At 52.5% G+C, this 14,370-nt stretch carries 14 protein-coding genes and 3 tRNA genes; 10 read left to right on the forward strand and 7 right to left on the reverse strand.

What is annotated here, in order from left to right; all coding sequences use genetic code 11:
* Positions 1-111: 111 nt before the first annotated feature.
* Entirely contained in the window at positions 112-1,626 is a 1,515-nt protein-coding gene (gene norR / locus A7Z29_RS05740; protein WP_065227486.1) for a nitric oxide reductase transcriptional regulator NorR, read from the forward strand.
* Here norR and gutQ read toward each other — a convergent pair.
* The 7 genes from gutQ to srlA form a co-directional block, all read right to left on the reverse strand.
* The gene (gene gutQ, locus A7Z29_RS05745) at positions 1,623-2,588 is read right to left on the reverse strand and encodes an arabinose-5-phosphate isomerase GutQ (RefSeq protein ID WP_032226048.1); all 966 of its coding nucleotides are present in this window, start codon (positions 2,586-2,588) and stop codon (positions 1,623-1,625) included. The genes norR and gutQ overlap by 4 nt on opposite strands.
* A complete protein-coding gene (gene srlR, locus A7Z29_RS05750; RefSeq protein ID WP_000804556.1) occupies positions 2,581-3,354 on the reverse strand; it encodes a glucitol operon DNA-binding transcriptional repressor SrlR in 774 nt (257 codons plus the stop codon). Before srlR ends, gutQ begins: the two co-directional genes overlap by 8 nt.
* A 66-nt stretch (positions 3,355-3,420) precedes the next feature.
* Positions 3,421-3,780 (reverse strand): transcriptional regulator GutM, encoded by a 360-nt coding sequence (gene gutM, locus A7Z29_RS05755; RefSeq protein WP_000252899.1) that lies wholly within the window; start codon positions 3,778-3,780, stop codon positions 3,421-3,423.
* Positions 3,781-3,885: 105 nt separating this feature from the next.
* Entirely contained in the window at positions 3,886-4,665 is a 780-nt protein-coding gene (gene srlD / locus A7Z29_RS05760) for a sorbitol-6-phosphate dehydrogenase (protein ID WP_032226046.1), read from the reverse strand.
* 4 nt (positions 4,666-4,669) lie between these two features.
* Complete coding sequence (srlB, locus tag A7Z29_RS05765) at positions 4,670-5,041, reverse strand: PTS glucitol/sorbitol transporter subunit IIA (protein ID WP_000216196.1); 372 nt, start codon at positions 5,039-5,041, stop codon at positions 4,670-4,672.
* Positions 5,042-5,051: 10 nt separating this feature from the next.
* Positions 5,052-6,011 (reverse strand): PTS glucitol/sorbitol transporter subunit IIB, encoded by a 960-nt coding sequence (gene srlE, locus A7Z29_RS05770; protein WP_105289923.1) that lies wholly within the window; start codon positions 6,009-6,011, stop codon positions 5,052-5,054.
* A complete protein-coding gene (gene srlA, locus A7Z29_RS05775; protein WP_000573314.1) occupies positions 6,008-6,571 on the reverse strand; it encodes a PTS glucitol/sorbitol transporter subunit IIC in 564 nt (187 codons plus the stop codon). The genes srlE and srlA overlap by 4 nt, the downstream gene beginning before the upstream one ends.
* Before the next feature lie 255 nt (positions 6,572-6,826).
* Between srlA and mltB the strand changes: the two genes are divergently transcribed.
* From mltB to A7Z29_RS05820, 9 genes are all read left to right on the forward strand, one after another.
* On the forward strand, positions 6,827-7,912 hold the full coding sequence (gene mltB, locus A7Z29_RS05780; RefSeq protein ID WP_000240845.1) for a lytic murein transglycosylase B: 1,086 nt from the start codon (positions 6,827-6,829) through the stop codon (positions 7,910-7,912).
* Between the two features lie 144 nt (positions 7,913-8,056).
* Positions 8,057-8,554 carry a nicotinamide-nucleotide amidase gene (gene pncC / locus A7Z29_RS05785; RefSeq protein WP_010348092.1) on the forward strand — a complete coding sequence of 166 codons (498 nt, stop codon included), beginning with the start codon at positions 8,057-8,059 and terminating at the stop codon, positions 8,552-8,554.
* Between the two features lie 79 nt (positions 8,555-8,633).
* Positions 8,634-9,695, forward strand: a complete 1,062-nt coding sequence (recA, locus tag A7Z29_RS05790) for a recombinase RecA (RefSeq protein WP_000963153.1) — start codon at positions 8,634-8,636, stop codon at positions 9,693-9,695.
* A gap of 241 nt (positions 9,696-9,936) precedes the next feature.
* The gene (recX, locus tag A7Z29_RS05795; RefSeq protein WP_000140499.1) at positions 9,937-10,437 is read left to right on the forward strand and encodes a recombination regulator RecX; all 501 of its coding nucleotides are present in this window, start codon (positions 9,937-9,939) and stop codon (positions 10,435-10,437) included.
* Positions 10,438-10,565: 128 nt separating this feature from the next.
* On the forward strand, positions 10,566-13,196 hold the full coding sequence (gene alaS / locus A7Z29_RS05800; RefSeq protein WP_000047190.1) for an alanine--tRNA ligase: 2,631 nt from the start codon (positions 10,566-10,568) through the stop codon (positions 13,194-13,196).
* 234 nt (positions 13,197-13,430) lie between these two features.
* On the forward strand, positions 13,431-13,616 hold the full coding sequence (gene csrA / locus A7Z29_RS05805) for a carbon storage regulator CsrA (protein ID WP_000906486.1): 186 nt from the start codon (positions 13,431-13,433) through the stop codon (positions 13,614-13,616).
* Between the two features lie 315 nt (positions 13,617-13,931).
* Positions 13,932-14,024, forward strand: a tRNA-Ser gene (locus tag A7Z29_RS05810).
* Positions 14,025-14,027: 3 nt separating this feature from the next.
* Positions 14,028-14,104 (forward strand) — tRNA-Arg (locus A7Z29_RS05815).
* A 62-nt stretch (positions 14,105-14,166) separates the two neighbouring features.
* Positions 14,167-14,243: transfer RNA gene (locus tag A7Z29_RS05820), tRNA-Arg, on the forward strand.
* Positions 14,244-14,370: the final 127 nt, after the last annotated feature.

Consider the following 14,370-nt stretch of genomic DNA (forward strand, 5'->3'; position numbering starts at 1 on the left):
ATTGTTTTTAATGTATAAATTAATTTATGCTCATTAGTGAGTAGTCAAAATGACTATCAATAAAATGGTCAATATGACAATATCAATAGTCAAATTGACAGTGAGGCAAAGATGAGTTTTTCCGTTGATGTGCTGGCGAATATCGCCATCGAATTGCAGCGTGGGATTGGTCATCAGGATCGTTTTCAGCGCCTGATCACCACGCTGCGTCAGGTGCTGGAGTGCGATGCGTCTGCGTTGCTACGTTACGACTCGCGGCAGTTTATTCCGCTTGCCATCGACGGGCTGGCGAAGGATGTACTCGGTAGACGCTTTGCGCTGGAAGGGCATCCTCGGCTGGAAGCGATTGCCCGCGCTGGGGACGTGGTGCGCTTTCCCGCAGACAGCGAATTGCCCGATCCCTATGACGGTTTGATTCCCGGGCAGGAGAGACTGAAGGTTCACGCCTGCGTTGGTCTGCCGTTGTTTGCCGGGCAAAACCTGATCGGCGCACTGACGCTCGACGGGATGCAGCCCGATCAGTTCGATGTTTTCAGCGACGAAGAGTTACGCCTGATTGCCGCGCTGGCGGCGGGAGCGTTAAGCAATGCGTTGCTGATTGAGCAACTGGAAAGCCAGAATATGCTGCCGGGCGATGCCGCGCCGTTTGAAGCGGTGAAACAGACGCAGATGATCGGTCTGTCGCCAGGTATGACGCAATTAAAAAAAGAGATTGAGATTGTGGCGGCGTCCGATCTCAACGTCTTAATCAGCGGTGAGACGGGAACCGGTAAGGAGCTGGTGGCGAAAGCGATTCATGAAGCCTCGCCACGGGCGGTGAATCCGCTGGTCTATCTCAACTGTGCCGCACTGCCGGAAAGTGTGGCGGAAAGTGAATTGTTCGGGCATGTGAAAGGAGCGTTTACTGGCGCTATCAGTAACCGCAGCGGGAAGTTTGAAATGGCGGATAACGGCACGCTGTTTCTCGATGAGATCGGCGAGTTGTCGTTGGCATTGCAGGCCAAGCTGCTGCGGGTGTTGCAGTATGGCGATATTCAGCGCGTTGGCGATGACCGCAGTTTGCGGGTCGATGTGCGCGTGCTGGCGGCGACTAACCGCGACTTGCGTGAAGAGGTGCTGGCAGGGCGATTCCGCGCCGATTTGTTCCATCGCCTGAGCGTGTTTCCGCTTTCGGTGCCGCCGCTGCGTGAGCGGGGCGATGACGTCACTCTTCTGGCGGGGTATTTCTGTGAGCAGTGCCGTTTGCGGCTGGGGCTCTCCCGCGTAGTGTTAAGTTCCGGAGCGCGAAATTTACTGCAACACTACAGTTTTCCGGGAAACGTGCGTGAACTGGAACATGCTATTCATCGGGCGGTAGTACTGTCGAGAGCCACCCGCAGCGGCGATGAAGTGATTCTTGAGGCGCAACATTTTGCTTTTCCTGAGGTGACGTTGCCGACGCCAGAAGCGGCGGCGGTGCCCGTTATTAAGCAAAATCTGCGTGAAGCGACAGAAGCGTTCCAGCGTGAAACTATTCGCCAGGCACTGGCACAAAATCATCACAACTGGGCCGCCTGCGCGCGGATGCTGGAAACCGACGTCGCCAACCTGCATCGGCTGGCGAAACGTCTGGGATTGAAGGATTAAATAATCCCGGCCTGATAGAAATCCTGCAGGTTAATTGCGCCGGTGAGTTTGCCGTTTTCATCCACCACCGGTGCGGCAGTGATTTTGCGCTTCATCAGGATCTCTTTGGCGTCGATGGCGCGACTTTGCGCCTGTAATGTGGTGCCGCCTGTCGTCATCGCTTCATTAACTGGCGTGGTGAGTGCGCCGCCGCCAACCAGCCAGCGACGTAAATCGCCGTCAGTAAAGACGCCTTTCACCAGTCGTTGATCATCGCACACTGCCACCAGACCTAAACCGGTGCGGCTGAGTTCCAGCATCGCGTCCATCACGCTAGCGGTTAATGCTACCTGTGGGATAGCGTCATCACGGCGCATCAGATGATGCACTTTATTCAGCAAGCGAGCGCCCAGTGCCCCAGCTGGGTGGGAGCGGGCAAAATCTTCTTCATTAAATCCGCGTGCCTGCATGACCGCCATCGCCAGCGCGTCACCCATCATCAGGGTATTGACGGTGCTGGAGGTCGGCGCAAGGTGCATCGGACAGGCTTCGCGTTCTACGGAGATATCCAGCACCGCTTTTGCCGCCAGGCCCAGCGGTGACGTCGGTTTGCCGGTCATCGCCAGCAGCGCGATAGATTTGTCTTCCAGACGCGGAATAATCAGATCCAGTTCCTTCGCGCCACCGGAGTAAGAGATAAACAGCATCACATCGCGGCTTTCAATCATCCCCAGATCGCCGTGCAGTGCTTCTGCGGGATGGACAAAAAAAGCCGGTGTGCCGGTACTGGCAAGCGTTGCGGCGATCTTTTTGCCAATGTGGCCCGATTTGCCAATTCCCGAAACCACCACTTTGCCTTCGCAGTGCAGGATGATATTGGCGGCGCGAACAAAATCATCGCCCAGACGTTCCGGTAAACGGCTTGCTTCCTGCAACTCCAGGGTTAACGTCTGACGCCCTGCGTTTAGTAGTGCTTCACTCATTGCTTTCTCCGGTAATGATCACGTCGATCCCTTTCTTTTCCAGCGCCTGACGAAACGCCGGATCGATACCTGCGTCGGTAATCAGTTTATCGACGCTTTCAAGACTGCAAACTACGTTGGGGCTTTTACGGCCAAACTTCGATGAGTCAGCCATCAAAATCACTTCGCGCGCGGCATTGCACATTGCCTTACTGACGGTATAGACCTCGTTGAACGTGGTTACGCCCGCATTGAGATCGATGCCGTCGGTGCCCATAAATAATTTATCGAAGGTGAAATGCTCGAAGGCATTCTCTGCCAGTTGCCCGTGAAATGAGGCCGATTTTTTGCGAAATGTTCCGCCTGGCATCAGGATGGTTTGTTCGTTATCCAGTTCGGATAGCGCGTTGACGATATGCAGGCTGTTGGTCATCACCGTGATGTTATTAAAGCGCGAGAGCATGGGGACCATCTGCAACACGGTACTGCCAGCATCAAGAATGATCGAATCGCCATCATGAATAAAACTGACGGCGGCTTCCGCAATCAGCTCTTTCTTGTGGGTGTTGATGAGCGTTTTATGATCGATAGGCGGATCGGATTCCTCTTTATTTAACACCACGCCGCCATAGGTACGGATGACGGTTCCTGCATGTTCCAGAATGACCAGATCTTTGCGAATGGTGGTGCCTGTGGTGTCAAAGTATTGAGCCAATTCTTCAACCGAGCATTTCCCCTGCTTTTGCAGGTACTCCAGAATGGCGGCCTGACGCTGACGAGGTTTCATGGGCGTGATTACCTGATTTAGGTTTCAAAATGATAACTTCGCAAGCAAGTAACATTCACAACGAAATTATCCACGTTTCAGTTTAAGCGCCAATGATAGAGCATTCTGTGATAGTGGATCACGGGGAAAGATCACATCGGGCCTCAAATCACCAGAATACATACCCTTAATTGCGGGAATTTTTTGTGGTCGGGCGAAAACGGTCAGTCCTTTCATAAACAAGGTGTCGGTGACGCGCTGCTGATCGTCCAGGGCGATGGCGACCACGACCCGTGGCTTAAAGCGCCCACTGGAACGGCCTACACCGACGCGCCCTTGCTGGCAGAGCGCGTCGAAGGCTCGATTAAAACGAGAAATTTGCCAACCGCCTAAGGCCAGTTGCGCACACCAGGCGATAACGGCGACGGTGATGAGAGCTGATACCATAACTTCTCCTTAATGTAGTGGCGGAAGTCCTGTAGGCCTGAGAAGCGTAGCGCATCAGGCATTCTATTAGTCTCGCGGAGATCCTTAACGGATCTCCGCTGTTGATCAGAACATCACCTGACCACCGGTGACATTGATCGACTGTCCGGTGCAGTACGACGCCTTTGGACTGGCGTAGAACAGCAGCATATTCAGCACATCCTGATAATCGCAGCCGCGTTTGAGCGGTACTTTATCGATGTAATACTGCTCGACTTGATCCGGTTTGATACCCAGCTTGGTCGCGTATTGTGGCAACAGTGACTGGAACATCGGCGATTTCAGCAGGTTACCGAGCATCAGTGAATGCACCGTAATGCCGTACTCCGCCAGATCCAGCGCCAGTGATTGAGTCAGCCCGACGCCACCAAATTTCGCTGCGCTATAGCCAGAGTTGTGTTTGCTGCCCACTTTGCCGGATTTCGAGTTGATCTGAATAATGCGTCCCTGAATCCCGTCGCGGATCATCAAACGCGAAAATTCACGCGCGCACAGGAAATAACCCACCAGATTCACCTGTAGCGAGCGGTCAAAATCGCCAAGCTGAAAATCGCTGATAAACGCTGCTTTTGCAATTCCGGCGCTGTAGACCAGTAAATCGACGCGACCAAAGATTTCATCTATCCCACGAGAGAGCGCCAGAACGCTCTGCTCGCTGGTGGCGTCAGCACCAAAACCGTACGCCGTTCCCTCACCATATTCGGCGTTAATTTCTTGCGCCACATTTGCGGCTTTGTCGCTCTGAATATCGACAACCGCTACGCGATACCCCTCGCCAGCCAGACCGTGGCACAGGAACGCGCCCAGGGTTTGCCCACCACCGATGACAACGGCAACCTGATTCATTTTTTTACTCCTTAACAGATTCAAACTTCAAAACCGATCCCGGTACGATATCGTCGGGTACAGGGCCTGCCACATGGACAGTGCCCGGAAATTCCGCTTCGCTTAAACCATCGAAGCGCAGGGTGACATGACCCAGTTCGCGAAGATTGTCTTCCGCCACGCTGCCAACGGCGGTCACCGGATAACGATGCTGGCCGAGAGAAAATTGCAAACCGGGATGGAGTTCACCTTTCAATTCGCCGTGGCAATGGATGAAGCAATACTCTTCGAGATCCGCAGGTGCGCCTTCACGAAAGGTGATGAGCATCTGGTCGCTGAAGGCGTCAGTGGCGCTCGCGCCGATACGGGTGATGGTGGTCTGATAAATAACGGTCATGTTTCAGCCTCTATTGATAGATAAAACCGGAGACAAACCAGGCGATCAGTACAGTCGGTGCGCCGGTCAAAAAGCGGCTCACCAGTACAGAAGGGACCCCGACGCGAACCGTGTCCTGACGGGCTTCCGCCAGCGATAAACCGACCGGGATAAAGTCGCAGGCCGCCTGCGCGTTGATGGCAAACAGCGCCGGTAAAGCCAGATGCGGCGGAATATTGCCGAGACCAATCTGCACACCAATCAATACGCCGATAACCTGCGCGATAACGGCGCCTGGGCCCAGGAAAGGTGAAAGCAGCGGGAAGGAGCAGATGAGCGCCAGCATAACCAGCCCCAGTGGATGGCTCGCCAGCGGAGCAAGACCGTGAGCAATCCAGTCACCAAGGCCGGAAGCCATAATGATGCCGATGAGCGCCGAGACGAACGCCATAAACGGCAGAATGGTTTTTAATACGGTATCGATAGTGTCGCGCCCGGACTGGAACAACACGGCAACGGCAGACCCCATGCCCATTCCCACCTTCGCCAGTAAACCATCGCTTTGTTCGGTGATTTTCTTGCTGGCATCATAGTCACGGCCCACGGAAGAGGGTTGTGGTGTTGCATCACCCACTACAGTGATGTTTTCTTCTTTCACGCCAGAGACATAAATATCTTCCACTATGTACTGCGCCAGCGGACCGGACTTGCCCGTCGAGTGGATATTAATGGTGGGAATATGCCGTTTTGGATAGATGCCGCAGCGCAGTGTGCCGCCGCAGTCGATTACCGCAACGCCGATTTCCGCTTCCACAGGTTCACCTTCTTTAAAGCCGTCGATAGCCTGCCAGCCAGTAAGCTGTGCCAGTTTGTCGACAATTGCAGGCCGGGTTCCGGCGGTGATATAGACGATTTTTTTACCTGGCGTGGCTTCCAGTTCAAGCGGGCCACCCCAGCCACCATTGCCTTTTTCGATCCGAATACGCGTCATGATGTCGCTCCTGCCAGGTGAACTTTCTGTTCAAGTTGAATGCCCATCTTTTTCTCAAAAATGGCGGTGGTCAGGTCGGTCACCCAGCCACGGAAGAAGTTGGTGACCAGACCAACCAGCAGGTAGCTCACTGCCAGTGGGCCAAGTGGCAGATTCAGCGTCGTCAGACCGCTGGCAATTCCCAGATAAACAAACAGTTCGCCGGGGTTGATATGAGGGAAGAGACCGTTCATTGAGTGGCAGCTATAAGAGGCCGCCGCGTAATAGCTGGGTTTGAACTTTTCCGGCATAAAACGACCCAGACTTAAGGTCATCGGGTTACAAAAGACAAACGTGCCAATGCACGGTAATAGCAGGTAACGAGAAACAGGATTGCCGGCGCAACGTTGAGCAAATCGTTCAATGCGGTGCTGCCCGATAAAATTAATCAGCGCGTTCATGATTACCAGCAGGCTTATCAACAGCGGAAGAATGCCGGTCACCATCCCGGTAAACACCTCTCCACCTTTCTGGAACAGCCCGATGAACCACTCTGCGCCATGAGTAATGGTTTCTATCATTGTTCTCTCCTTTGAAATTTATTGTTTTATTACCAAACGGCAACACAATCTAATCAGATTGAAAGATTTAAAAGTGTTATTTTGATCGCAAAATGAAAGATAAATATTTTAATTTGAAAGTTTAGTTAAGAGAATGGCGATGAAGGTGATTTGTGTTATGTAAAGTCCGTATTGGGCAGTGACTACCGCTTCCTTGTGCGGGGCGGGATGCTTTACCATACTTGCCCCTGGTTGAATCTGTTAAATGGACTCCTCATGGTCAAGCGTCGTTATGTAACATTACTTCCCCTTTTTGTGTTGCTTGCCGCCTGTAGCAGCAAGCCAAAACCTACTGAGACTGAAACGACCACCGGAACGCCGTCCGGCGGCTTCCTGCTTGAGCCGCAGCACAATGTGATGCAGATGGGCGGTGACTTCGCTAACAACCCGAATGCGCAGCAGTTCATCGACAAAATGGTGAACAAACACGGCTTCAATCGTCAGCAGTTGCAGGAAATCCTCTCTCAGGCGAAACGTCTGGATTCGGTACTGCGGCTGATGGATAACCAGGCACCAACCACATCAGTGAAGCCGCCATCAGGCCCGAATGGCGCATGGTTGCGTTATCGCAAAAAATTTATTACGCCGGATAACGTGCAGAACGGCGTGGTTTTCTGGAACCAGTATGAAGATGCGCTGAATCGCGCGTGGCAGGTGTATGGCGTACCGCCGGAAATTATTGTCGGGATTATCGGCGTCGAAACCCGCTGGGGACGCGTGATGGGTAAAACCCGCATCCTCGATGCGTTGGCGACGCTGTCATTTAACTACCCACGCCGCGCGGAGTATTTCTCTGGCGAGCTGGAAACTTTCCTGCTGATGGCGCGCGATGAGCAGGACGATCCGCTCAATCTGAAAGGTTCCTTTGCCGGGGCAATGGGCTACGGTCAGTTTATGCCGTCGTCTTACAAACAATACGCCGTGGATTTCAGCGGCGACGGACATATCAACCTGTGGGATCCGGTTGATGCCATTGGCAGCGTGGCGAACTATTTCAAAGCGCATGGCTGGGTGAAAGGCGATCAGGTCGCTGTAATGGCAAATGGTCAGGCTCCGGGCTTGCCAAATGGCTTCAAAACCAAGTACAGCATTTCACAACTTGCAGCGGCAGGGCTGACGCCACAGCAGCCACTGGGCAATCATCAGCAGGCCAGCTTGCTGCGTCTGGATGTCGGGACGGGGTATCAGTACTGGTACGGTTTGCCGAACTTCTACACCATCACCCGTTACAACCACAGCACCCATTACGCAATGGCGGTCTGGCAGTTAGGACAGGCCGTGGCGCTGGCGCGCGTACAGTAACTCTTTGCAAGAGGGGGGCGTGAGCTTCCCTCTGGCTAATCAGCTTTTTTCTGAATCCTCCTCGTAAAATTGCAACGCCAACACCATCTTCCTGACGAAAGTGCTATCTTGTCCGGCATAAATATCTGACTGACAGAGGTTGTGATGACTGACAGTGAACTGATGCAATTAAGCGAGCAGGTAGGGCAGGCGCTGAAAGCCCGTGGCGCAATCGTAACAACCGCTGAGTCTTGTACCGGCGGCTGGGTAGCGAAAGTGATTACCGATATTGCCGGTAGTTCCGCCTGGTTTGAACGCGGATTTGTCACCTACAGTAACGAAGCCAAAGCGCAAATGATCGGCGTGCGAGAAGAGACGCTGGCTCAGCATGGCGCGGTGAGTGAACCCGTCGTGGTGGAAATGGCAATTGGCGCCCTGAAAGCGGCTCGTGCTGATTATGCCGTTTCTATTAGTGGTATCGCTGGGCCAGACGGCGGCAGCGAAGAGAAACCTGTTGGCACCGTCTGGTTTGCTTTTGCCTCAGCCAGCGGCGAAGGTATTACCCGCCGGGAATGCTTCAGTGGCGACCGCGAAGCCGTGCGTCGTCAGGCGACGGCGTATGCCTTGCAGACGCTGTGGCAACAATTTCTACAAAATACTTGATACTGTATGAGCATACAGTATAATTACTTCAACAGAATATATTGACTATCCGGTAATACCCGGCATGACAGGAGTAAAAATGGCTATCGACGAAAACAAACAGAAAGCGTTGGCGGCAGCACTGGGTCAGATTGAGAAACAATTTGGTAAAGGCTCCATCATGCGCCTGGGTGAAGACCGTTCTATGGATGTGGAAACCATCTCTACCGGTTCGCTTTCACTGGATATCGCGCTTGGGGCAGGTGGTCTGCCGATGGGGCGTATCGTCGAAATCTACGGACCGGAATCTTCCGGTAAAACCACGCTGACGTTGCAGGTTATTGCCGCTGCGCAGCGCGAAGGTAAAACCTGTGCGTTTATCGATGCTGAACACGCGCTGGATCCGGTCTACGCACGTAAACTGGGTGTCGATATCGATAACCTGCTGTGCTCTCAGCCGGACACCGGCGAGCAGGCACTGGAAATCTGTGACGCGCTGGCACGTTCTGGCGCCGTAGACGTTATCGTTGTTGACTCCGTTGCGGCACTGACGCCGAAAGCGGAAATCGAAGGCGAAATCGGCGACTCTCATATGGGTCTTGCGGCACGTATGATGAGCCAGGCGATGCGTAAGCTGGCGGGTAACCTGAAACAGTCCAATACGCTGCTGATCTTCATTAACCAGATCCGTATGAAAATTGGTGTGATGTTCGGTAACCCGGAAACCACAACCGGTGGTAATGCGCTGAAATTCTACGCCTCTGTTCGTCTCGATATCCGTCGTATCGGCGCGGTGAAAGAGGGCGAAAACGTGGTGGGTAGCGAAACCCGCGTGAAAGTGGTGAAGAACAAAATCGCTGCACCATTTAAACAGGCTGAATTCCAGATCCTCTACGGCGAAGGTATTAACTTCTACGGCGAGCTGGTTGACCTGGGCGTGAAAGAGAAGCTGATCGAGAAAGCGGGTGCGTGGTACAGCTACAAAGGTGAGAAGATCGGTCAGGGTAAAGCGAATGCGACTGCCTGGCTGAAAGACAACCCGGAAACCGCGAAAGAGATCGAGAAGAAAGTACGTGAGTTGCTGCTGAGCAACCCGAACTCAACGCCGGATTTCTCTGTAGATGACAGCGAAGGCGTAGCAGAAACTAACGAAGATTTTTAATCGTTCGTTATTGATGATAATAGATAATGTGTGCACGGACGGTCCCCTCGCCCCTTTGGGGAGAGGGTTAGGGTGAGGGGAACAGGCCAGCACTGGCGTGAAAAATTACTCTCACCTCGATCCTCTAACGAATTGGGCCTGCGGGAACATTCTGCACACTCATTGACTATTAAATCTGTTTATCAGCAAAACCTGGGTCGCATCTGCGGCCCTTTTGCTTTTTAAGTTTTAAGGATATGCCATGACAGAATCAACATCCCGTCGCCCGGCATATGCTCGCCTGTTGGATCGTGCGGTACGCATTCTGGCGGTACGCGATCACAGTGAGCAAGAATTGCGACGTAAACTCGCAGCACCGATTATGGGCAAAAATGGCCCGGAAGAGATTGATGCCACGGCGGAAGATTACGAGCGCGTTATTGCCTGGTGCCATGAACATTGTTATCTCGATGACAGCCGATTTGTTGCGCGCTTTATTGCCAGCCGTAGCCGCAAAGGTTATGGACCAGCGCGTATTCGCCAGGAACTGAATCAGAAAGGTATTTCCCGCGAAGCGACAGAAAAAGCGATGCGTGAATGTGACATCGACTGGTGCGAACTGGCGCGCGATCAGGCGACGCGAAAATATGGCGAACCACTGCCAACTGTCTTTTCAGAAAAAGTTAAGATCCAGCGTTTTCTGCTCTATCGTGGCTATCTGATGGAAGATATCCAGGAGATTTGGCGAAATTTTGCCGACTGAACGCATACGGTATTTTACTTCCCAGTCAAGAAAACTTATCTTATTCCCACTTTTCAGTTACCAGCCCAGCGGTTATTAACTTGCTGCTGCTGGTGGCGATATTTCGTTAGCTTGATTTCAGGATAATTATGAGCAAGAGCACCGCTGAGATCCGTCAGGCGTTTCTCGACTTTTTCCATAGTAAGGGACATCAGGTAGTTGCCAGCAGCTCCCTGGTCCCCCATAACGACCCAACTTTGTTGTTTACCAACGCCGGGATGAACCAGTTCAAGGATGTGTTCCTTGGGCTCGACAAGCGTAATTATTCCCGCGCTACCACCTCCCAACGCTGCGTGCGTGCGGGTGGTAAACACAACGACCTGGAAAACGTCGGTTACACCGCGCGTCACCATACCTTCTTCGAGATGCTGGGCAACTTCAGCTTCGGCGACTATTTCAAACACGATGCCATTCAGTTTGCATGGGAACTGCTGACCAGCGAAAAATGGTTTGCCCTGCCGAAAGAGCGTCTGTGGGTTACCGTCTATGAAAGCGACGACGAAGCCTACGAAATCTGGGAAAAAGAAGTAGGGATCCCGCGCGAACGTATTATTCGCATCGGCGATAACAAAGGTGCGCCATACGCATCTGACAACTTCTGGCAGATGGGTGACACTGGTCCGTGCGGCCCGTGCACCGAAATTTTCTACGACCACGGTGATCACATCTGGGGTGGCCCTCCGGGAAGCCCGGAAGAAGACGGCGACCGCTACATTGAGATCTGGAACATCGTCTTCATGCAGTTCAACCGCCAGGCAGATGGCACGATGGAACCGCTGCCGAAGCCGTCTGTAGATACCGGTATGGGGCTGGAGCGTATTGCTGCGGTGCTACAACACGTTAACTCTAACTATGACATCGATCTGTTCCGCACGCTGATCCAGGCAGTAGCGAAAGTCACTGGCGCAACCGATTTGAGCAACAAATCGCTGCGCGTAATCGCTGACCATATTCGTTCTTGTGCGTTCCTGATCGCTGATGGTGTTATGCCGTCCAACGAAAACCGTGGTTATGTACTGCGTCGTATCATTCGTCGCGCGGTGCGTCACGGCAATATGCTGGGCGCGAAAGAAACCTTCTTCTACAAGCTGGTGGGGCCACTGATCGACGTTATGGGCTCTGCGGGTGAAGACCTGAAACGCCAGCAGGCGCAGGTTGAGCAGGTGCTGAAGACTGAAGAAGAGCAGTTTGCTCGTACTCTGGAACGCGGTCTGGCGCTGCTGGACGAAGAGCTGGCGAAGCTTTCCGGTGATACGCTGGATGGCGAAACAGCTTTCCGCCTGTACGACACCTACGGCTTCCCGGTTGACCTGACGGCTGACGTTTGTCGTGAGCGCAACATCAAAGTTGACGAAGCTGGTTTTGAAGCAGCAATGGAAGAGCAGCGTCGTCGTGCGCGCGAAGCCAGCGGCTTTGGTGCCGATTACAACGCAATGATCCGTGTTGACAGTGCATCTGAATTTAAAGGCTATGACCATCTGGAACTGAACGGCAAAGTGACCGCGCTGTTTGTTGATGGTAAAGCGGTTGATGCCATCAATGCAGGCCAGGAAGCGGTAGTTGTGCTGGATCAAACGCCATTCTATGCAGAATCTGGCGGTCAGGTTGGCGATAAAGGCGAACTGAAAGGCGCAAACTTCTCCTTTGCGGTAGAAGATACTCAGAAATACGGCCAGGCGATTGGTCACATCGGTAAACTAGCTGCGGGTTCTCTGACAGTGGGCGACGCGGTGCAGGCTGATGTTGATGAGGCTCGTCGCGCTCGTATTCGTCTGAATCACTCCGCAACGCACTTGATGCACGCCGCGCTGCGCCAGATTCTGGGGACTCATGTATCGCAGAAAGGTTCTCTGGTTAACGACAAAGTGCTGCGTTTCGACTTCTCACATAATGAAGCGATGAAGCCAGAGGAAATTCGTGCCGTAGAGGATCTGGTTAACGCACAGATTCGTCGTAACTTGCCGATCGAAACCAACATCATGGATCTCGAGGCTGCGAAAGCGAAAGGCGCGATGGCGCTATTTGGCGAGAAGTATGATGAACGTGTACGTGTACTGAGCATGGGCGATTTCTCCACAGAGCTGTGTGGCGGTACTCACGCCAGCCGCACCGGTGATATCGGTCTGTTCCGTATTATCTCTGAATCGGGTACTGCTGCGGGCGTTCGTCGTATCGAAGCTGTAACCGGAGAAGGTGCTATTGCCACCGTTCATGCAGACAGCGATCGCTTAAGCGAAGTTGCGCATCTGCTGAAAGGCGATAGCAATAATCTGGCTGATAAAGTTCGTTCAGTACTGGAACGTACGCGTCAGTTGGAAAAAGAGCTACAACAGCTTAAAGAACAAGCTGCCGCGCAGGAGAGTGCAAATCTTTCCAGTAAGGCAATTGATGTTAATGGTGTTAAGCTGTTGGTTAGCGAGCTTAACGGTGTTGAGCCGAAGATGTTGCGTACCATGGTTGACGATTTAAAAAATCAGCTGGGGTCGACAATTATCGTGCTGGCAACGGTAGCCGAAGGTAAGGTTTCTCTGATTGCAGGCGTATCTAAGGACGTCACAGATCGTGTGAAAGCAGGGGAACTGATTGGTATGGTCGCTCAGCAGGTGGGCGGCAAGGGTGGTGGACGTCCTGACATGGCGCAAGCCGGTGGTACGGATGCTGCGGCCTTACCTGCAGCGTTAGCCAGTGTGAAAGGCTGGGTCAGCGCGAAATTGCAATAATATTAGCGTCAGGCAATGCCGTGGACTTGCTCCACGGCATTCGCATCAACGCTATCGACAACGATAAAGTCAGGTTGAAGTTGTGTATATCGGCTAAACTTAGGTTTAACAGAATGTAATGCCATGACTGCTTACATGTAATGTGTTTGTCATTGCTTACTTTTTGGCGTTATATGATGGATAATGCCGGGATACAGAGAGACCCGACTCTTTTAATCTTTCAAGGAGCAAAGAATGCTGATTCTGACTCGTCGAGTTGGTGAGACCCTCATGATTGGGGATGAGGTCACCGTGACAGTTTTAGGGGTAAAGGGCAACCAGGTACGTATTGGCGTAAATGCCCCGAAGGAAGTTTCTGTTCACCGTGAAGAGATCTACCAGCGTATCCAGGCTGAAAAATCCCAGCAGTCCAGTTACTAATCTTTCCGCGTCTCATCTTTAACGGTGAGACGCACCCTCAAAATCTCTCCTTCACTTCAATTTCTTTTCGCGTTACTCCCGTTCATTCAACGTTAACATCCATTTTTCAACATCATTCCTGCCTGTCATAGGCCATTTTTTCTGTTGATAAAACACTCTTTTTGACGTTTTTACAGTCTAATTGAGCGTGAAGTGTGCAAACGATAAAAGTGTGGGAAAAATTGTTTGACTTATAAGTCTCAGAAAGTAATATGTGCGCCACGCAGCGACGATGAGCGATAAACAAGTTCTTCGAAGCACTCGTAAGAGGCGTGTGGTGAGGTGGCCGAGAGGCTGAAGGCGCTCCCCTGCTAAGGGAGTATGCGGTCAAAAGCTGCATCCGGGGTTCGAATCCCCGCCTCACCGCCATTTGCATCCGTAGCTCAGCTGGATAGAGTACTCGGCTACGAACCGAGCGGTCGGAGGTTCGAATCCTCCCGGATGCACCATCTCTTACTTGATATAGCTTTCGTAGCGATATCAATATCAGCAGTAAAATAATTTTCCCGATGCATCCGTAGCTCAGCTGGATAGAGTACTCGGCTACGAACCGAGCGGTCGGAGGTTCGAATCCTCCCGGATGCACCATCTCTTACTTGATATAGCTTTCGTAGCGATATCAATATCAGCAGTAAAATAATTTTCCCGATGCATCCGTAGCTCAGCTGGATAGAGTACTCGGCTACGAACCGAGCGGTCGGAGGTTCGAATCCTC

This window comes from Escherichia sp. MOD1-EC6842 (assembly GCF_002965705.1).
GTDB lineage: Bacteria > Pseudomonadota > Gammaproteobacteria > Enterobacterales > Enterobacteriaceae > Escherichia > Escherichia ruysiae.